The sequence below is a fragment of the Polaribacter haliotis genome (assembly GCF_014784055.1).
GTDB lineage: Bacteria > Bacteroidota > Bacteroidia > Flavobacteriales > Flavobacteriaceae > Polaribacter > Polaribacter haliotis.
The window spans coordinates 87,501-106,526 of record NZ_CP061813.1 but is presented as its reverse complement, the minus strand read 5'-3'; the positions used below and the strand labels follow the sequence as shown (position 1 = coordinate 106,526).

At 30.6% G+C, this 19,026-nt stretch carries 16 protein-coding genes and 1 tRNA gene (1 of these 17 cut by a window edge); 4 read left to right on the top strand and 13 right to left on the bottom strand.

Features of this window, described 5'->3' with window-relative positions:
- Positions 1-24: 24 nt before the first annotated feature.
- From H9I45_RS00295 to H9I45_RS00260, 8 genes are all read right to left on the bottom strand, one after another.
- Complete coding sequence (locus tag H9I45_RS00295) at positions 25-423, bottom strand: heavy-metal-associated domain-containing protein (protein WP_088355288.1); 399 nt, start codon at positions 421-423, stop codon at positions 25-27.
- A gap of 32 nt (positions 424-455) precedes the next feature.
- A complete protein-coding gene (locus H9I45_RS00290) occupies positions 456-2,222 on the bottom strand; it encodes an efflux RND transporter periplasmic adaptor subunit (RefSeq protein WP_088355289.1) in 1,767 nt (588 codons plus the stop codon).
- Positions 2,212-2,706, bottom strand: a complete 495-nt coding sequence (locus H9I45_RS00285) for a DUF305 domain-containing protein (protein WP_088355290.1) — start codon at positions 2,704-2,706, stop codon at positions 2,212-2,214. Before H9I45_RS00285 ends, H9I45_RS00290 begins: the two co-directional genes overlap by 11 nt.
- Before the next feature lie 12 nt (positions 2,707-2,718).
- On the bottom strand, positions 2,719-3,441 hold the full coding sequence (locus H9I45_RS00280) for a heavy metal translocating P-type ATPase (RefSeq protein ID WP_088355291.1): 723 nt from the start codon (positions 3,439-3,441) through the stop codon (positions 2,719-2,721).
- A 2-nt stretch (positions 3,442-3,443) separates the two neighbouring features.
- Positions 3,444-4,679: a TolC family protein gene (locus H9I45_RS00275; RefSeq protein WP_088355292.1), complete on the bottom strand. Its 1,236-nt coding sequence runs from the start codon at positions 4,677-4,679 to the stop codon at positions 3,444-3,446.
- A 1-nt stretch (position 4,680) separates the two neighbouring features.
- Positions 4,681-8,445 (bottom strand): efflux RND transporter permease subunit, encoded by a 3,765-nt coding sequence (locus H9I45_RS00270; RefSeq protein ID WP_088355293.1) that lies wholly within the window; start codon positions 8,443-8,445, stop codon positions 4,681-4,683.
- A gap of 109 nt (positions 8,446-8,554) precedes the next feature.
- Positions 8,555-8,968 carry an HYC_CC_PP family protein gene (locus H9I45_RS00265; protein ID WP_228454984.1) on the bottom strand — a complete coding sequence of 138 codons (414 nt, stop codon included), beginning with the start codon at positions 8,966-8,968 and terminating at the stop codon, positions 8,555-8,557.
- An 85-nt stretch (positions 8,969-9,053) separates the two neighbouring features.
- The gene (locus H9I45_RS00260; protein WP_088355294.1) at positions 9,054-9,932 is read right to left on the bottom strand and encodes an MBL fold metallo-hydrolase; all 879 of its coding nucleotides are present in this window, start codon (positions 9,930-9,932) and stop codon (positions 9,054-9,056) included.
- Between the two features lie 218 nt (positions 9,933-10,150).
- Between H9I45_RS00260 and H9I45_RS00255 the strand changes: the two genes are divergently transcribed.
- Positions 10,151-10,223: transfer RNA gene (locus tag H9I45_RS00255), tRNA-Gly, on the top strand.
- A gap of 37 nt (positions 10,224-10,260) precedes the next feature.
- Here H9I45_RS00255 and H9I45_RS00250 read toward each other — a convergent pair.
- Positions 10,261-10,917, bottom strand: coding sequence for a rhomboid family intramembrane serine protease (locus tag H9I45_RS00250; protein ID WP_088355295.1), 657 nt, complete (start codon positions 10,915-10,917; stop codon positions 10,261-10,263).
- An 83-nt stretch (positions 10,918-11,000) separates the two neighbouring features.
- Between H9I45_RS00250 and H9I45_RS00245 the strand changes: the two genes are divergently transcribed.
- Entirely contained in the window at positions 11,001-11,891 is an 891-nt protein-coding gene (locus H9I45_RS00245) for a lysophospholipid acyltransferase family protein (RefSeq protein WP_088355296.1), read from the top strand.
- A gap of 9 nt (positions 11,892-11,900) precedes the next feature.
- Here H9I45_RS00245 and H9I45_RS00240 read toward each other — a convergent pair whose 3' ends face one another.
- From H9I45_RS00240 to rpsA, 4 genes are all read right to left on the bottom strand, one after another.
- Positions 11,901-13,370 (bottom strand): aminotransferase class V-fold PLP-dependent enzyme, encoded by a 1,470-nt coding sequence (locus H9I45_RS00240; protein WP_088355310.1) that lies wholly within the window; start codon positions 13,368-13,370, stop codon positions 11,901-11,903.
- 10 nt (positions 13,371-13,380) lie between these two features.
- Entirely contained in the window at positions 13,381-14,205 is an 825-nt protein-coding gene (locus tag H9I45_RS00235; protein WP_317043396.1) for a hypothetical protein, read from the bottom strand.
- A 5-nt stretch (positions 14,206-14,210) separates the two neighbouring features.
- Positions 14,211-15,602, bottom strand: coding sequence for a phosphoglucosamine mutase (gene glmM / locus H9I45_RS00230; RefSeq protein WP_088355297.1), 1,392 nt, complete (start codon positions 15,600-15,602; stop codon positions 14,211-14,213).
- Between the two features lie 336 nt (positions 15,603-15,938).
- On the bottom strand, positions 15,939-17,783 hold the full coding sequence (rpsA, locus tag H9I45_RS00225; RefSeq protein ID WP_088355298.1) for a 30S ribosomal protein S1: 1,845 nt from the start codon (positions 17,781-17,783) through the stop codon (positions 15,939-15,941).
- 215 nt (positions 17,784-17,998) lie between these two features.
- Here rpsA and H9I45_RS00220 point away from each other — a divergent pair, with 215 nt between their 5' ends.
- Together H9I45_RS00220 and H9I45_RS00215 are read left to right on the top strand one after the other, a co-directional pair.
- On the top strand, positions 17,999-18,451 hold the full coding sequence (locus H9I45_RS00220) for a RidA family protein (protein WP_088355299.1): 453 nt from the start codon (positions 17,999-18,001) through the stop codon (positions 18,449-18,451).
- A 1-nt stretch (position 18,452) separates the two neighbouring features.
- A protein-coding gene (locus tag H9I45_RS00215) for a 7-carboxy-7-deazaguanine synthase QueE (protein ID WP_088355300.1) crosses the window boundary here: on the top strand, positions 18,453-19,026 show its 5' portion. It continues 56 nt past the right edge of the window; the window shows 574 of its 630 coding nt (coding positions 1-574); it begins with the start codon at positions 18,453-18,455; the stop codon falls past the right edge of the window.

The window sequence follows — 19,026 nt, the reverse complement described above, 5'->3', positions numbered from 1 at the left end:
CTCTTTTTTAATGGCTTAATTTTATTACTGATCCATTTCCATATTATGATCATATTTACAACAACCAGGCAAACCATCATAAGCATCTAAATCTCCTTTTGCTTTTTCTGTATCGTAACCAGAAGCAGCAATTGCTTTATGAATATCCATTTCACTTGTTTTGCTCTCGTCGAAAGAAACATCAATTTTCTTTTTATCTACATCCCAAGCTGCAGTTGCAACTCCTTCAATATTTTTTGTCGCTTTTTCAATAGTACTTTTACACATACCACAATTTCCTCTTACACCAAAAGAAATATCTGTTGTTGCCATTTCTTTAGAAACTTCAGTATTATTAGTATTTGTCTCTTTTTTACCTTCATTTTTACAGCTTGTAAATACTGTTGCTGTAATAATTACTAAACTTAAAATTACTTTTTTCATTTGTTTAAAATTTAATTATTAATTGATTTTTATTATTCTACTACTTGTTTTACTTCTCCACAGGTTAACATTTTTTCTCCATAATAAGGGTTAATCACTTTTTCCTCTTTACTTAACCAATAGGCACCTTTATTGCTATTTGCCATTGGACAAAATTCAACATATACTTTTTCATTGATTCCGAATATTTGAACTGCGCTAATTAAGTTTAATGAAAGATGTTTAAAATGATTTCTTTGTTCATCTATTTTTGATGTTTTAGAAATTAAATTGGCAACTTCTTTTATTTCTTTTTCTAAAGACATCCATTTTTTATGAGTTTCATTTTCTTTTAGCAATTTCATATCTACTTTAGATATGTTTTCTAACATTTTTTTTGATGCTGATATTGTTTTTTTTGTATCATCTTCAACCAAAGCATCTTTTAAGTCGATGTAATTATTATAAACTGATTTTAATTGATTTTGAAAATCTTTAGATACTTTTATTCTTTCATTTTTGTTAAAGTTGTTTGTTGTTGATGAAGTGTTTTCTTCCATTTCAGGATGATTTTCGTGACCAGTAATAACTTTTCCACCTTTTTTATTCATCATTGATTTTTTACCTTGTAATTGAGCAGTAGCATCTACAGTAAAAGTTCCATTTGTTACTATTTCATCGCCATTTTGTAAGCCTTCAAAAACTTCGTAAAATTCTCCAATTCTATTACCTAGAGTAATTTCACGCATTTCAAAAACAGATTCATTCGCATTTGTTTTTATATAAACTACAGAGCGTTTTCCTGTCCATAAAACTGCTGATGATGGAACCGTAATTATATCTTTATTATTAGAATTGTTTTCTTTCAATTTTCCTTCGACAAACATTCCTGGCTTCAATTCATTATCTCTATTATTAAGCACAACTCTTAATTTAACCGTTCTTGTTTTTGTATCTAAAACAGGGTCTATAAAGTCTACTTTTGTCTTTATTTCTTTGTTGTTATTCGTGGTTATAGAAATTTCTTGCCCTTTTTTGAATAGATGAATTTGATGCTCATAAACATCAAAATTTGCCCAAACAACAGAAAGATTCGAAACTTTAAACAATGCTTCTCCTAAAGCAACATGATCTCCTTCTGCCACCATTTTTTCGGTAATTGTTCCTGTTTGTGAAGCATAAATTGGAAAATTCTGAATCGGTTTTCCTGATTTTTCTATCAAATTTATTTGTGCATCTGTTACCTTTTTAATTTTTAGCTTTTTACGAACCGCTTTATATAATTCTGGTTGCGATTCTTTTATAGAAGATGCAGTAATTAATTCTTGTTGCGATGCAAATAATTCTGGCGAATAAATCCTTGCTACTAATTGCCCATTTCTAATCTTTTCGCCAGTTGAAGCAACGAACAAACGCTCTATTCTTCCAGCATAATGCGTAACTTGAACTGTATTTAAGTTCTCGCTTTCTGCAATTTTTCCAGATAATTTAATTGCATTTTTTTCAATTTTACCTTTGCCAACAATAGAAGTTTGAATATTGGCCAAAGCCATCGCATTTTCTGTCAGCTTAAATTGGTCTGCCATTAAACCTTCGGAATTATTTTCTGCGGGAATTAAATCCATTCCACAAATAGGACAATCTCCAGGCTCTGTTTTCATAATTTGTGGATGCATAGAACAGGTCCACATTTCATTTTTTTCGGATGTTTCAGAATGATTATGAGTTGATTTATCAGAAGAGTTTCCGAAGAAAAAATAGCCTAATAATAAACCAAAAGCAAGAATTCCTAAATAGATTACTATATTTTTATTTTTCATTTTCTAATCGTTTTATCATCGCTTTCATTTCTTCAATTTCTTTTTTCTGTGCTTTAATAATATCGTTTGCTAATTTTTTTACTTCGGGATCTTTAATGTCTGCACGTTCACTCGTTAATATTGCAATTGAATGATGAGGAATCATTGCTTTCATCCAAAGAACATCATCAACTGTAGATTTTTGTTCACGCACCAAACCTAAAGCACCTAAAAAAAGTACAATACTTCCAAAGACAATAGCAATATTCTTCTTTTTATTTTGATACATATTGCGCATAAAAAACCACATAATTAAAGCCATAGTAGATATCCCTAAACAAGACATATAAAAACGAGTTAAGCTAAAATAAACGTGGTCAAATTCATATGTATTTAAGTACATTGTGATGTACATTGCTACAAAAGAGCAACCTAACATTAAAAAGAATTTTGTATAATTACTCATTCCGTTTTCTTTGTTTGTATGTTGATTTGAATTTTTCATATTTTTTGATTTTTAAAAGATTAACATTAAAACTGCCATAACAATCATAATTGCATTTTCTATAAAAGTAGCTTCTGTCATTGGTAATTTTAAAGCTGTACCAAGACAAGCACATCTTATTGCTTTTTTATTTAAAAGTGTTTTTGTAACGCCAACTGTTGTAACTCCTAAAACAATAAGTGTAATTATTAGAGCGATATTTATTTCAAAACGAAGCAAAAACATCAATCCTAAAGCAGTTTCTATAAAAGGATAAATTTTTCCATAAACAGGAATTCTCTTCGCCAAAGGATCGTACATTCTAAAAGAATCTGGAAATCCTTTTAGATCTAACATTTTAAAAAAGCTAAAGACAATGTAGAATAAACCCATAAAATCGAGCATAAATGCACTCCAATTCCAGTTTTTATAATTCAATAAGATACCTGCTGTTGTAATGTAAAAAATGATTAAAAACAATGGTTTTAATTGCTGAAATTTCGATTCTTCCATTCCATCAAAAGCAACATCTGGTATTTCTTTCTTTTCTTGTTTCTTTTCTGAAAGTGTATATTTTTCAGGTAAAGCATCTTTTAAAACTTTCGTTTCTATATGTTTTTCCATAGTAATTTCTGCTTCTTCTTTCTCGAGATTTACAGAAACATTGGTAACACTTTCTATTTCGCTTAAATATTTTTCTACAGAAGCTTTGCAGTTTCCACAAGTCATTCCTGTAATTTTATATGTGTGTTTCATTTTTATTGAATTAAATAATTAATAATCGTGGTTTGTAAATAGTAGTTTTTTATCGATTTAATTTGATTCATTTCAAACTTCAATTGCAATTCTTGAATATCTAAAACGTCATTAAAATCGATGGTTCCTGTCTCGTAACTTTTTATTAAAACTTCTTCAGCATTCTTCGCTTGCTTTAGATTTTTAGTTTGCGTTCTATAACTTATTCTTGAAGAAATCCGGTTATTTATTGCTTGGTCTAAAATCGTTTCTAATCTGTTTTTACGTTCTTGTTTTTGCGCTAAAATCTCTTGTTGTTGCAATTGATTTTGTCTGGTTTTCGATTTGTAACTATTATTGAAAATAGGAATAGAAATAGAAACCATTGGCATTAAAATGTCTTTACCATTGTCTGTAAAACTCATATTAGGTCGTTCTGCAACATTTACATAATCGAAACCAAAACCAATCATTGGGTTATTTTCTTTCTGATTCAATAATTCTGATTTTTCCACAGATTGATAAATTTTATCATACTTCAATAATTCTGGATGTACTGCTAAATTTTCTACATTTATTTCGAAATTTTCTGAAGGAATATTCAACTCATTTATCACATTTACTGTAACAGTTTTATCACGATTCAATAACTTATTAAACGTAGTTTGTTCTGTTAAAAACTGCTGATTTAAAACCGATAATAATTCCGCCATTTCATTCTGTCTCATTTGCAATCGTAAAACATCTACAGCAGATGCTTTGCCAACTTCAACAGATGTTAGTGCTAATTTTTCATAGGTTTTAAGTAGTTTTATATTCTGCTCTAAAACTTTTTGTTTCGCTTTATTCTCATATAAATTATAATAAGATTGCGAAACAGAAGTGATTAGTTTTCGTTTTGCAATTACAATATCTTCATATTTAGCATCTGCCATTGAAGAAACATAATTTTCTCTTGAAGAAATGGTGCCAAACCAAGGCAACATTTGTTTTACTGAAATTTTAAAACGTTGTGCTCCTGTTCTTGTTTCTGGTTCACTTACAAAATATCCTGCACCAAATTCCGTATTCGGAATTGTGTTTACTTCGTTCATTTTTTCGGAAGCAATATTATATTGTAATTCAAATTTTTGAATTGTAGGATTGTTTTCCATTGCTTGCTCTATATAGCTTTGCAGTTCTTGTGCGTTTCCTTTTAGAAAAAAGAATAAAGAGCAAAGAATAAAGACTTTCCTGAATATTTCACCTATATTTTTCATATTAATTAACAATTTGTCTTGGTTCTTGACTCTCTTTTTTATTCTGTATTCTTTTCAATTTCAACTCTTCTCTCCAACTATATAAAACTGGCACAATAAAGTAGGAAGTAATGTCAATAACCATTCCTCCAAAAATTGGAATTGCCATTGGAATCATAATATCGCTTCCTTTTCCTGTGGAAGTTAAAACTGGTAAAAGCGCCAAAATGGTAGTAACAGTTGTCATTAAACAAGGACGAATTCGTTTTTCTCCAGCTTGTAGAGCGTAAAACCTAATACTTTTTTTGTCAGCAGGTTTTTCTCGGTTAAAAGTTTGTGTTAAATACGTTGCCATTACAACACCATCATCAGTTGCAATACCAAATAATGCAATAAAACCAACCCAAACTGCCACACTTAAATTAATGGTTTTCATGTTGAATAAATCCCTCATGTTTTCTCCAAAAAAGCTAAAATTGAAAAACCAATCTTGTCCATACAACCAAATCATAATAAATCCACCAGCAAAAGCCACTGTAATTCCTGTAAAAACCATCAACGAAGTAGAAACCGATTTAAATTGAAAATATAAAATCAAGAAAATAATTGCCAATGCTAATGGCACAACCACAGACAATGTTTTTTCTGCTCGTAATTGATTTTCATACGTTCCTGTAAATTTATAACTGATCCCTTTTGGAACCATTAATTCACCAGCATCTATTTTATTTTGAAATAATTTTTGCGCATTTTCTACAACATCAACTTCTGCAAAACCATCTAATTTATCAAACAAAACATAGCCAACTAAAAAAGTATCTTCACTTTTAATTACTTGTGGACCTTGTTCATATCTAATGGTTGCTAATTCACCCAAAGGAACAGGATTCCCTGTTGAAACAGGAATATAAATGTCTTTTATCGATTCAGGATTGTTACGCAATTCTCTTGGGTAACGCACTCGAATTCCATAACGTTCTCTTCCTTCCACAGTTTGTGTTAATTGCATTCCACCAACTGCAACTTTTAAAACACTTTGTACATCTTCAATAGAAATTCCATAACGAGCTATTTTTTCTCTATCAATATCTATTAATAAATAAGGTTTCCCAACGATTCTATCAGCAAAAACAGCTTCAACTTTAACACCTTCTGCTTGTTTTAAAAGACTTTCTAATTGTAAACTAAAAGCTTCAATTTGTTTTAAATCTTGCCCTTTTACTTTTATTCCCATTGGTGCACGCATTCCTGTTTGTAACATGACCAATCTTGTTTCAATCGGTTGTAATTTTGGAGCAGAAGTAACGCCTGGTAATTTGGTAACTTTTACAATTTCATTCCAAATATCATCTGGAGAATTAATTTCTGGTCGCCAATTTCTATAGAATTCGCCATTTTCATCTTCAATTAATTGAGATCTTTCGACTGCGCTCAAGGTGACATCTTCAGTATTATTCGGATTTGCTACAAAACCACCGTTTTTCAATTCAAAAACACCTTCATTATTTACTTTATAACGCTGTCTTTTTCCTTCTGAATTACGCATATATTCAGATTTATACTGAATAATATTTTCGTACATAGATAAAGGTGCAGGATCTAAAGCAGATTCTGTTCTACCTGCTTTTCCAACCACAGTTTCAATTTCTGGAATGGTTGCAACTGCCATGTCCAATTGTTGTAAAACACGTTTATTTTCTTCCACACCAGAATGTGGTAATGAAGTTGGCATTAATAAGAAAGAACCTTCATTTAAAGATGGCATAAATTCTTTACCTGTATTGTTTAAAATAAAACCTCCAGAAATAAGAACAGCTGTAGGAATTATTAAAAACAAGATTTTATTCGCTAAAGCCCATTTTAAAATTTGGGAATAATACCTTCTAAAAACTGAAAATATTCCTAAAATTCCAAAGCAAATAATAGCCACAAAAATCAAATTGATAAAAATACTTCTGTTAAAACCTAATGGTCGCCAATATTCAGCCAATAAAAAGATAATAGCAGTACAAGAAATAATGATATTTATAAGATTGCTGTTTTTCTTATTCAACTTTCCTAAAACAAGTAATAATCCATTAATTCCAAAAGCAATTAAAATACTTCCTAACCAAAATCCGCTAAATATAATTACAATTCCAGCAACTATTAAAGCGATATTTATAACGTATTTAAATGAATTCTTTAAAGTTGTTTTTCTGAATAAATAGGCCGCAAAAGGCGGAATTAAAAACAAAGCAATTACCAAAGATGCAGATAATGCCATTGTTTTGGTAAAAGCCAAAGGTCTAAATAGTTTTCCTTCTGCACCAATCATTGTAAAAACTGGCACAAAACTGATAATCGTCGTTAAAACTGCTGTTAAAATTGCACCTGAAACTTCTGCTGTTGCATTGTAAACTATCTCATCTGTGGTGAATTTTGTTCCATCTTCACTAGTTTGTAGTTTTTCATCATCTAAATGACGAATCATATTTTCGGCGAGAATTACGCCAACATCAACCATGGTTCCAATCGCAATTGCAATTCCTGAAAGTGCTACAATATTTGCATCTACATTAAATAGTTTCATTGTAACAAAAACCATTAAAACTGCAACTGGTAATAAACCAGAGATTAAAATGGAAGCTCGAAGATTAAAAACCATTACAATAATTACTAAAATGGTAATCAGAATTTCTAATGTTAACGCTTCATTTAAGGTGTCTAATGTTTCGTGAATGAGTTCTGTTCTATCATAAAAAGGAACAATTGTTAATTGAGATATTCTTCCATCTGCTAAAACTTTCGTTGGTAAACCTCCTTTTAATTCTTCAATTTGAGTTTTTACATTCGTAATTACTTCCATAGGATTTGCGCCATACCTTGCAACTACAACTCCACCAACAACTTCTGCACCTTCTTTATCTAAAATCCCCCTTCTTGTTGCAGGACCTAAAGTAACTTTACCAATGTCTTTTATTTTGATGGCTGTAAAATCTTCGGAAGTAACCACAGCGTTTTCAATATCTTCAATAGATTTTATATAACCTAAACCTCTTACTAAATATTCAGCTTGGTTGATTTCTAAAGTCTGTGCTCCAATATCTTGATTGCTACTTTTAACCGCTTTTACAACTTGATTTAAACCAATTTTGTATTGTCGCATTAATTCTGGATTCACATCTACTTGATATTCTTGAACATAGCCACCAATTGAAGCAACTTCAGAAACGCCACTTGCTGATGATAATCCGTATTTTACATAGTAATCTTGAATACTTCGTAATTCTTGTAAATCCCAACCACCAGTAACATTTCCCTTTTCATCACGACCTTCAAGCGTGTACCAAAAAATTTGCCCCAAACCTGTTGCATCTGGCCCTAAAGCAGGGTTTACACCTTCTGGTAATAAATTGCTTGGTAGTGAATTTAGTTTTTCTAAAATTCGACTTCTGCTCCAATAAAACTCAATATCTTCTTCAAAAATGATGTAAATACTAGAAAAACCAAACATAGATGAACTTCTGATTGTTTTAACTCCAGGAATTCCCAATAACGAAGTTGTTAAAGGATAGGTAATTTGGTCTTCGATATCTTGTGGTGAGCGACCATCCCATTTTGTAAATACAATTTGCTGATTTTCGCCAATATCTGGAATGGCATCTACAGCAACAGGATTGCTTGGTAAAAATGGAATATTCCAATTAAAAGGAGCATTTACAGTTCCCCAACCCACAAAAAGTAAGAGTAATAAAACTGAGACGAGTTTATTTTCTATTAGAAATTTGATGCTTTTATTTAGCATTAGTTTTGATAATTAAACAGTTAGACATTGGTGTTAGAAAAACACCGAATTCAACAAATTATCCTTATAACATTGCAGTTATAGGATATTACAGTCTATTGTTTAAAAATCAAATTAAATAAGTCTCGTCAACTTTGTAAAGTTCTTCTATGACGAGTGGTGGTTTGTAATCTTCAAAAGAAGATCCATTATTTTCTAAACCTTCAAAAAGATTTATGTAAGTATAAATAAATGAAGCGATAAATAATTCTTGATTAAAAGTAATATTATCAACTTGTAATTGTATTTCATCTTGACCATCAACTAACAATTGTTCATCAGTACAACAATCTTTCTTTACGGTTGAACAATCTGAAACAGTAGTTTCTTGACTTTCCATTCCACAAGTGGAAGCTTGGCTAAAAACAGAAGTATCTACAAGAGTATCCCCACAAAAATGTTTTGTGATAGCAAATGACGTTGTAGAAAATAAAACTACAAACGACATTAAAACAGCTAATATTTTATGAGAAAACTTTGTCATTATAGTACAAAGTTAGTCAAAAATAAGAAAACGGCCTTTCTAATATGTTAAAATTTACATATGCACTTTATTAATATCCATTCATTTACTTTTTTACCAGACTCGAATAAATGGCAACTCTAATTTTTTCTTCGTTTATCCAACCACTAAAAGAATTGTAATTTTTAGTGATTTCGTTATTTGCCTTTACTTCTTCTAATGTTTTTCCATTATCAATTTCCAATTGAATTTTCTCTCTTAAATCTACCAACATATTTTTATAAGAAATTAACTCTTCTCTATTGGAAAGATTTCCATGACCAGGAATTATTTTGGTATTATTATCTGCCAACAAAATTACTTTCTCTGCAGCTGCAATTACTCCATTTACATTTCCACCTGAGTTTAAATCGATATAAGGAAACTTTCCTTGAAAATAAGTATCTCCCATATGAACTACGTTATTTGCAGTAAAATAGATAATTGCATCTCCATCTGTATGTGCATTATGTACGTGAGAAACTAAAATATCATCATTATTTATGTGCAACATTAAATCTTTTGAAAACGTAATTACAGGCAATGCCTCTTTTGGTGATGCTTTTTTTACTCTTCCTCTCACTTCAGAATCTGTATTCATTCTTTTTCTTACATTATCGTGTGCAACAATAATTGCTCCTTCCTTTTGCATGTTTTCGTTTCCTCCTGTATGATCTCCATGCCAATGAGAATTGACTAAATATTTTACTGGTTTTGTTGTAATTTTCTTGATAGCATTCAATATTTTAGGGGTTAAAGGCGCAAATTGGTCATCGATCATAAAAACAGCATCTTCTCCCACAAAAAGACCAATGTTCCCTCCTTGTCCTTTTAGTATATAAATATTATCTGTAAGTTTCTCTGTAGTTATTTTTACTTCCTTATTCTGAGAGTTTATAGAAAATGTAACTGTAAAGAGCAGCAATATAAAAGTTGATATTTTCATAATATGATTTTAATTCGTTTTTAGTTTGATAAGATACGAAGTTTTTTAAATAGATAATTTAAAGGTTCCTTACATTTTTAATGAAAATAAACCATAAAATTAGTAGCTAACTGTTTCAGTATGAAAAGCATCTGAAAAATGATTTTTTTTTATTATTTTTTACTAAAAAAAACCTTGCAGAACTAAAAAATGATTTTATATTTGCATCTCTTTACCACGCGAAAGTAGCTCAGTTGGTAGAGCGTCAGCCTTCCAAGCTGAATGTCGCCAGTTCGAACCTGGTCTTTCGCTCAAAAGACTTCATTCAAATATGAGGTCTTTTTTTATTTTACAATGATTTTAATTTATCTCCAAAAATCAATAGAAACACAATAGGCACTGCTAATAAAATAACCATTAATTTATTTGTTGAAATTAATGAAGGGTAGAGTATCAAAGTAGTTGCAAAACCACCCATTGCTCCACCTAAATGTGCTGCATGACCAACATTTCCTAATTGCTTTTTCATTCCATAAATGGAATATAATAAATATCCGATCCCAAAAATGTATCCTGGAATTGGAAGAGGAATAAAAAATAAATATAAACTCATATCCGGATATAATAATATAGACGAATATATAATTCCTGATACTGCTCCAGATGCACCAACTGCACTATAATAAGGCTCTTTTTTATGATACATTAAAGAGTACAAACTTCCTGCAAGTAAACTTCCGAAGTAAATAATTAAAAAATAAGGAGTTCCTAACATTCCAGAAACAATTCTTCCAAATAAATACAATGCATACATGTTAAACCCTAAATGCATCCAGTCTACATGCAGAAAACCAGATGTAAACATTCTTATTTTTTCTCCAGATATAATTTTACTAACTTGAAATTTATACTTGTCTAAAAAAGAATAATCACTAAATCCTTTCATCGAAACCAAAACATTGGCTATAATAATAAATAAAACAGCGCTATTTATATTTTCTATCATACAACAAACATAATAAAAACCATTAGCAATATCTCTTTTCGTTTTAAATTTATATGCGATATTTGCAATATTAAAACCATATTATGCAATTTCTTATTTTTGCGCTTACCTACCCTATTATTTGGATACTCTCGAGATTGCCAATGAGATTATTATATATAAAATCTGATGTTTTTTATTTTTTAATTTATCATGTTTTTGGCTATAGAAAAACGGTTGTTTTAGAAAATTTAAAAATGGCTTTTCCAGAAAAATCGGAAGAAGAGCTTTTTAAAATTCGAAAAAAATTCTTTAAACATTTAATGGATTTAATGATGGAAAGTGTAAAAGCTTTTTCTATTTCCGAAAAAGAAATTTTAAAAAGATATAAATACAAAAACCCAGAGTTGGTAAACTCATTTGCAAAACAAGGTAGAGATATTGCTTTAGTTGGTGCACATCAAGCGAATTGGGAATGGTCTACAAGTTTAGCAAAAGTTATAGACATCGATGTTTATGGAGCTTACACAAAACTAAATAATAAATATTTTGAGAAATATGTTAGATCTTCTAGAGAGAAATTTGGTGTTAGAGGTTACAAAACATCTGAAATGGTAAAAGGGATGCAAAAAAGATTTTCTGAAAACAAAAGAGGTGCTTATATTTTATTGAGCGACCAATCTCCACAACCTCACAAAACCTATTATTGGAGAGAATTTTTCAATATTAAAGTTCCTGTGCATACTGGTGCAGAAATGCTTTCTAAAAAATTTAATTTAGTAGTAATAAACTATGTTACCAAAAAGATGAAAAGAGGTTATTACGAAACTGAATTTCAACTAATTACAGAAAACCCAAAAGAGTTTGATAATTATAAAATTACAGATTTATATACAGAACTTACAGAAAAAAATATTTTAGATCAGCCTGAATTTTATTTATGGTCACACAAAAGATTTAAGCATAGAGATAAAGTACCAAAAGAGTTTTTATAAAAAAAACTTCTAATTTTTATAAAACCAATCGTTTACTAATTGATGTTCGATTGAAGCTACAGTTTTGTGTGCATAATCGTTTTTAATTGGATGGTATTCGTAATCTTGAGACCAGTTTTCGATGTTTTTAGATAATTCCTCTAAGGAGTTACATATAAACTCAACTTCTTTATTTGTAATTGTAGGATGTACAGATAAGCGAACCCAACCTGGTTTATCTGTATTACAACCATGCAAAATTTGGTCTTTTATTCTGTTTGAAGTTTCTTGATCTACATTTAATAAAAAATGCCCATATGTTCCTGCACAAGAACAACCACCTCTGGTTTGAATCCCAAAACGATCGTTTAATAATTTTACCACTAAATTAAAGTGATACTTTTCAAAATAAAAAGAAAATATACTTAATCTTTCTTTATTATTTGGTGCTAAAATTTTAACTCCTTCAAGATTTTCTAAAGTTTTAAAAATAACTTTATTAATTTCATTTTCTCTATTTTTAATATTATCGGTACCCATTTCTTCTTTCAATTGAATTGCCAAAGCGATTCTAATTGTTTGTAAAAAAGCAGGAGTTCCACCATCTTCTCTGGTTTCTACATCGTCGAAATAATCGTGTTGACCCCAAGGATTTGTGTAGCTTACGGTTCCTCCTCCTGGATTATCTGGAATTGTATTTTTGTATAATTTTTTATTAAAAACTAAAACTCCAGAAGTTCCTGGTCCTCCCAAAAATTTATGTGGAGAAAAGAAAATTGCATCTAAATACTCATCCTCTTCTTCTGGATGCATATTAATATCTACATAAGGAGCACAACAAGCAAAATCTACAAAACACAAACCATTATAACTGTGAATTAGTTTTGCAACTTTATGATATGCAGTTTTAATTCCTGTAACATTAGAGCAAGAAGTAATTGAAGCTATTTTAATTTTACGATGTTCGTGTTTTTTAATACATTTTTCGAAGCTTTCTATACACACCAAACCTTCGTTATTACATGGCACAACTTCTACATCTGCAATGGTTTCTAACCAAGAAGTTTGGTTAGAATGGTGTTCCATATGGCTAACAAAAACAATAGGTTTTAAGTCTTCTGGAATCGTTGTATACTCTTTTAAATTCTCGGAAACTTTTAATCCTAAAATACGTTGAAACTTATTTACAACTCCTGTCATACCAGAACCAGATGTTATTAAAACATCATTCTCATTGGCATTTACATGTTTTTTTATAATTTTTCTTGCTTCGTGATACGCCAACGTCATTGCTGCACCAGTAGTAGATGTTTCTGTATGTGTATTCGCTACAAAAGGTCCGAATTTATGAAGCATTTTTTCTTCCAATGGTAAATACAATCTTCCACTGGCTGTCCAATCTGTATAAATTAAATCTTGTTCTCCATATGGAGATGTAAATTTTTGATCTATACCTACTATGTTTTTTCTAAACTGACTAAAATACTTTTCTAAATCCATTACTTTGTTTTTAAATATTGAATTTTGCACCAAACACAATTGTTTTTTGAAAAAATGTAAAACTTTGTGAAGCTTTGTCTTCTGCGTTTTCTGTGGTTCTTATATTTGGCATTTTTATATACCCATACTTTAAATCTGACTGAACAAAAAAGTATTTAAAAAACGTAAGGTTTAACCCTGCTCCTGCAGAAACTCCCCAACCAGAAACATGAAACTCATCCCATCTTTTTTGATTAAATAGTTTCGAATTTGTTCTTGGAAACAAAACACCAGCTCCAAAACCTTCTGTGATGTTTAACTGAAAATTTTTACTATTCATTCCAATAAAATGTCCAATTTCGTCGAATCTTTTAAGCTCTACATTTACATAATTTAAACCATCTGTATGTTCGAACTGTAAAAAATCGTGCGTTAGTTGAATATCATCATTATTGTAAACTCCATCAAAAGCATTTCCTGCATTTATTTCTCCGTTAATTTTTACTGTTTGAAAAGATCTAACTACATATTTCATATGATCTACTCCCACAGAAACTGTGTAATTATCACTTAAAAAATAACCAACTCTAACATTTGTTTGTGGTAAAGTTATTTTTGTTGGATGAAAATAATCGAACGTAAAATCTGTTGGTCTGTCTTTCGCTCTTACGTCTTGTAATGTAAAGTCGTAATTATTCCCTTGAAAACGAATGTCCGAATTCGAGAAAGTCGCTCTGTTCCAACCCCAATACAAAAATAATTTTCCTTTATTTGAGGTTTTCTTTACTTTTTCCTCTTGAGAAAAAAGAGTGACAGATATTAGTAAAAAAAATACTACTACTAGTTTTGTTTTCAATATTTCTAAGCTATAATTTCTTTAATTTCATTGATAAAACGAACTGCTAAATCGTCTGCTGCTTGTTGCGATTTTGCTTCTGTATAAATTCTTATAATTGGCTCTGTATTCGATTTTCTTAAATGAATCCATTCATCTGCGAAATCAATTTTTACACCATCTATTGTGTTTACATCTTCATTAGCATATTTAGAAGCCATGGTTTCTAAGATATTATCCACGTCTATTTCTGGCGTTAATTGAATCTTATTTTTACTCATAAAATAACTAGGATATGAATCTCTTAATTCTTTACAAGACATTTTATTATTTGCTAAATGCGATAAAAATAAAGCAACACCCACCAAAGAATCACGACCATAATGAGAAGCTGGATAAATAATTCCTCCATTTCCTTCTCCACCAATTACAGTGTTGGTTTCTTTCATTTTAATAACAACATTTACTTCACCAACTGCAGATGCAGTATAAGTTCCACCATGTTTTTGAGTAACATCTCTTAATGCTCTTGAAGACGATAAATTAGAAACCGTGTTTCCACCCCCTAATTTTCCTAAAACATAATCTGCACAAGCAACTAATGTATATTCTTCGCCAAACATAGAACCATCTTCGGAAACAATTGCCAAACGATCTACATCTGGGTCGACTACAATTCCGAAATCTGCTTTTTCTTTTACAACTAAATTAGATATGTCTGTTAAGTGTTCTTTTAAAGGTTCTGGATTGTGTGGAAATTGTCCATTTGGTGTACAATATAATTCAATACATTCTACATTTAATTCTTTTAATAAAGCAGGAATAAAAATTCCTCCTGTGGAATTTACGCCATCTACAACAACTTTAAAGTTTGCATTTTTAATAGCTTCTACATCTACCAATTCTAAATCTAAAACTGCTTGAACGTGTTTTTGTAAATAAGAACTGTCTTTAGAATAGTTTCCTAAATCGTCTACTTCTGCAAAAGAAAAATCTTCGCTTTCTGCTAATTCAAGAATTTTTTCTCCTTCTGCTCCATTTAAAAATTCTCCTTTCTCGTTTAATAATTTTAAAGCATTCCACTGTTTTGGATTGTGAGATGCTGTTAGAATAATTCCTCCATTTGCATTTTCCATTGGTACAGCAACTTCTACTGTTGGTGTGGTTGATAGTCCTAAATCTACAACATCTATTCCTAAACCAACCAAAGTATTGGCAACCAAACTCGAAATCATTTTTCCAGAAATACGTGCATCTCTTCCAATAACAACTTTAATATCTTTCTTATTATTGTTTCTTGCTTTTATAAATGCGCCATATGCTGATGCAAATTTTACTGCGTCTATTGGTGTTAAGTTATCAGCAGTTTTTCCACCAATAGTTCCTCTAATTCCTGAAATTGATTTGATTAATGTCATTCTTTTTGGTTGTGTTTTTTGAATAATACAAAGATAATCCTATTAAATGATACTGTAAAATAATTTAACAAGTAGTAAACTTATAAGATGGAAATTTGTTGGCAGAAATGTGCGTTAGGGATTGCAGCAATTGTTTGAGCTCTTTTTTCTATTTCAGAAAAAAAGCGAGTGCGAAAAGCCCGACCTTTAGGGAACGCCCAAAAATAAGTTGGTAGTTTTCAGTTGCAGTTTTATAGTTCTGTATGTTTAATAAGAAATAAGCGTATAAAAAAAAAGCCGATGCAAATTGCATCGGCTTTTAGATATTATAAATTTCTACTGTTTTAAAAATAAGAATTACTTCTTCTTTTTCGATCCAGCTTCCATTTTTTCTTTAAGTGCTGCTAAACCACCAATGTCTCCAAGAGTTGTTTTTTCTGCATCTGCAGATTTTTTAGCGGCAGTCTTAATATTTCTCTTTTCTTCTTCTCTAAAGATTGAAGTATGAGAAACGACTACTCTTCTGTATTCTTTAGAAAATTCCATTACAATAAAGTCTATTGTATCTCCTTTTCCTAATTTAGAACCGTCTTCTTTTTCTAAGAAACGTGTTGGTGCAAAACCTTCAACGCCATCTGCAAAAGTTACAACTGCTCCTTTATCGTTCTTTTCTTTAATAGTACCTTCGTGTGTAGAACCGATTGTGTACGTAGCTTCGTGAGCATCCCAAGGGTTATCTTGTGTTTGCTTATGACCTAAGTTTAACTTTCTGTTCTCTACATCTAATTCTAATACTTGAACTTCTAACTTGTCTCCAACAGTTACGAAATCTGATGGATGCTTGATTTTCTTAGTCCAAGATAAATCAGAAATATATACTAAACCGTCAATACCTTCTTCTAATTCTACAAACACACCAAAATTCGTGTAATTTCTTACAGTTCCAGTATGTGTAGAACCTACAGGATATTTAGTTGTAATATCTGTCCAAGGATCTGGGTGTAATTGTTTGATACCTAAAGACATTTTACGGTCTTCTCTATCTAAAGTTAAAACTTGCGCTTCTACTTTATCTCCAACTTTTACGAAATCTTGTGCAGAACGTAAATGAGTTGACCAAGACATTTCAGAAACGTGAATTAACCCTTCTACTCCTTGTTCTACTTCTACGAATGCTCCATAATCTGCTAAAACAACAACTTCTCCTGTTACTTTATCACCCACTTTTAAAGTATCGTCTAAAGCTTCCCAAGGATGAGCTGATAATTGTTTTAAACCTAATTGGATTCTAGATTTGTTATCGTCAAAGTCTAAAATTACAACGTTTAATTTTTGGTCTAATTCAACAACCTCATTTGGATGATTAATTCTAGACCAAGATAAATCTGTAATATGTACTAAACCATCTACACCACCTAAATCTACAAATACACCATAAGAAGTAATATTTTTAACAATACCTTCTAATACTTGTCCTTTTTCTAATTGGCCAATGATTTCTTTTTTCTGTAATTCGATATCTGCTTCAATTAAAGCTTTATGAGAAACTACAACGTTTTTAAATTCGTGGTTGATTTTTACAACTTTGAATTCCATTGTTTTTTCTACATACTGATCGTAATCTCTAATTGGCTTAACGTCAATTTGAGATCCTGGTAAAAATGCTTCGATTCCGAAAACATCTACAATCATACCACCTCTAGTTCTACATTTAACGAAACCGTTAACTACTTCACCAGTTTCATGAGCATTATTAACTCTTTCCCAAGCTTTAATTACTCTTGCTTTTTTGTGAGATAATACTAATTGACCAGAAGAATCTTCTCTTTTGTCAACTAATACTTCTACAGTATCACCAACTTTTAAACCTTGGTTGTAACGAAATTCGTTTAAAGAAATAACTCCTTCAGACTTAGAATTGATGTCTATAATAGCATCTCTTTCTGTAATTCTAATTACAGTTCCTTCGATTACATCACGTTCGTTTACGAAACCTACAGTTCCTACTAACGCTTCTTCGAAAGCTTTTAGTTTTTCTTCATCTACAGCTTCTATACCTTGTTCGTATTTGTGCCAGTTAAAGTCCGCTAAAAATTGTTTTGGATCTTGTTTTACTTCTTCTACAGCTGGAGTTGCTGCTTCTGTTTGTTGTACTTCAGTAGCTTCTACTTGCTCTTCAGTGTTTTTTGTTTCTTCAGACATTTCTGAGAATAAAATTTGTATCTTGTTGTTTTTCAGATTACTAACGATAAAAACTTCAAGAGATGTTTTTATAAATTTTTGTTTTATAGGCCTTTTATAAATCTGTTCTCGTAAAAAGGAGTGCAAATTTACAAAATACATTTGATTTTTAAGTACTTACAGTTAAAATAATTTATATTAATTGTTTTTATATTTGTGTTGAAAATCAAAACTTTATGAAATTTCTTTTAAAAACTTCTCTTTTTCTATTATTGTTGTTGAATTTTTCCTGCAAGAAAGATTCTAATGCTGTTATAAAACATCATAAATCTCACGAAGAAAGTAGGCAAAATGTTCCTTTTTCTGATGCTGTTCAGGTAGATAATCTCTATTTCTTAACTGGACAAATTGGTAAAAACCATAAAACTGGTAAAATTGTTGAAGGGGGAATTGAAGCTGAAACAAAACAAACCATCAAAAATATTGAAGCAGTTTTAAAGCAACATAATTTAACATTGAAAGATGTTGTAAAATGTACCGTAATTTTAGCCAATATTAAAGATTTCTCTAAAATGAATACAATTTATCGTACTTTCTTTACCGATAATTTGCCTGCAAGAACTACCTTTGCAGCCGATTTAGTTGGTGGCTCAAATATCGAAATTGAAGTAATTGCTGCAAAGAAGTAAGATGGACAAAAAGACGCAAGATTTAGTAGACAAAGGAATAATGCTTCCATTAATGGAAGAGTTTTACACAATACAAGGTGAAGGTTCCCATACAGGAACTGCCGCTTATTTTATTAGAGTTGGTGGTTGTGATGTAGGTTGCCATTGGTGTGATGTAAAGGAAAGTTGGAATGCAGATTTGCATCCGCCAACTTTAGCAGATACGATTGTCGAAAACGTTAAAAAATACGCGAACACTGTTGTTATTACTGGTGGTGAACCGTTAATGTGGTCAATGGATTATATTACTAAATTGTTGCAAGAAAATCATATAAAAACGCATATCGAAACTTCTGGAGCTTATTCTTTTTCTGGAAAATGGGATTGGTTTTGTCTTTCACCAAAGAAAACAAAATTGCCTTTAACTGAAAATTACAGAGAGGCAGATGAGTTAAAAATGATAATTCACAACAAATCAGATTTTGATTTCGCTGAACAAGAAGCTGCAAAAGTGGGTAAGAAATGTCAGCTTTTTTTACAACCAGAATGGAGTAAAAAAGAAAAAATGACTGAAGAAATTGTAGATTATGTAATGA

What these genes read in the sequence shown, in the direction of transcription:
- H9I45_RS00220 (WP_088355299.1), top strand. Translation starts at nt 17,999, where the DNA reads ATGAAATTTCTTTTAAAAACTTCTCTTTTTCTATTATTGTTGTTGAAT.
- rpsA (WP_088355298.1), bottom strand. Translation starts at nt 17,783, where the DNA reads ATGTCTGAAGAAACAAAAAACACTGAAGAGCAAGTAGAAGCTACTGAA.
- H9I45_RS00240 (WP_088355310.1), bottom strand. Translation starts at nt 13,370, where the DNA reads ATGGATTTAGAAAAGTATTTTAGTCAGTTTAGAAAAAACATAGTAGGT.
- H9I45_RS00295 (WP_088355288.1), bottom strand. Translation starts at nt 423, where the DNA reads ATGAAAAAAGTAATTTTAAGTTTAGTAATTATTACAGCAACAGTATTT.
- H9I45_RS00290 (WP_088355289.1), bottom strand. Translation starts at nt 2,222, where the DNA reads ATGAAAAATAAAAATATAGTAATCTATTTAGGAATTCTTGCTTTTGGT.
- glmM (WP_088355297.1), bottom strand. Translation starts at nt 15,602, where the DNA reads ATGACATTAATCAAATCAATTTCAGGAATTAGAGGAACTATTGGTGGA.
- H9I45_RS00270 (WP_088355293.1), bottom strand. Translation starts at nt 8,445, where the DNA reads ATGCTAAATAAAAGCATCAAATTTCTAATAGAAAATAAACTCGTCTCA.
- H9I45_RS00275 (WP_088355292.1), bottom strand. Translation starts at nt 4,679, where the DNA reads ATGAAAAATATAGGTGAAATATTCAGGAAAGTCTTTATTCTTTGCTCT.
- H9I45_RS00265 (WP_228454984.1), bottom strand. Translation starts at nt 8,968, where the DNA reads ATGACAAAGTTTTCTCATAAAATATTAGCTGTTTTAATGTCGTTTGTA.
- H9I45_RS00280 (WP_088355291.1), bottom strand. Translation starts at nt 3,441, where the DNA reads ATGAAACACACATATAAAATTACAGGAATGACTTGTGGAAACTGCAAA.
- H9I45_RS00260 (WP_088355294.1), bottom strand. Translation starts at nt 9,932, where the DNA reads ATGAAAATATCAACTTTTATATTGCTGCTCTTTACAGTTACATTTTCT.
- H9I45_RS00245 (WP_088355296.1), top strand. Translation starts at nt 11,001, where the DNA reads ATGCAATTTCTTATTTTTGCGCTTACCTACCCTATTATTTGGATACTC.
- H9I45_RS00285 (WP_088355290.1), bottom strand. Translation starts at nt 2,706, where the DNA reads ATGAAAAATTCAAATCAACATACAAACAAAGAAAACGGAATGAGTAAT.
- H9I45_RS00250 (WP_088355295.1), bottom strand. Translation starts at nt 10,917, where the DNA reads ATGATAGAAAATATAAATAGCGCTGTTTTATTTATTATTATAGCCAAT.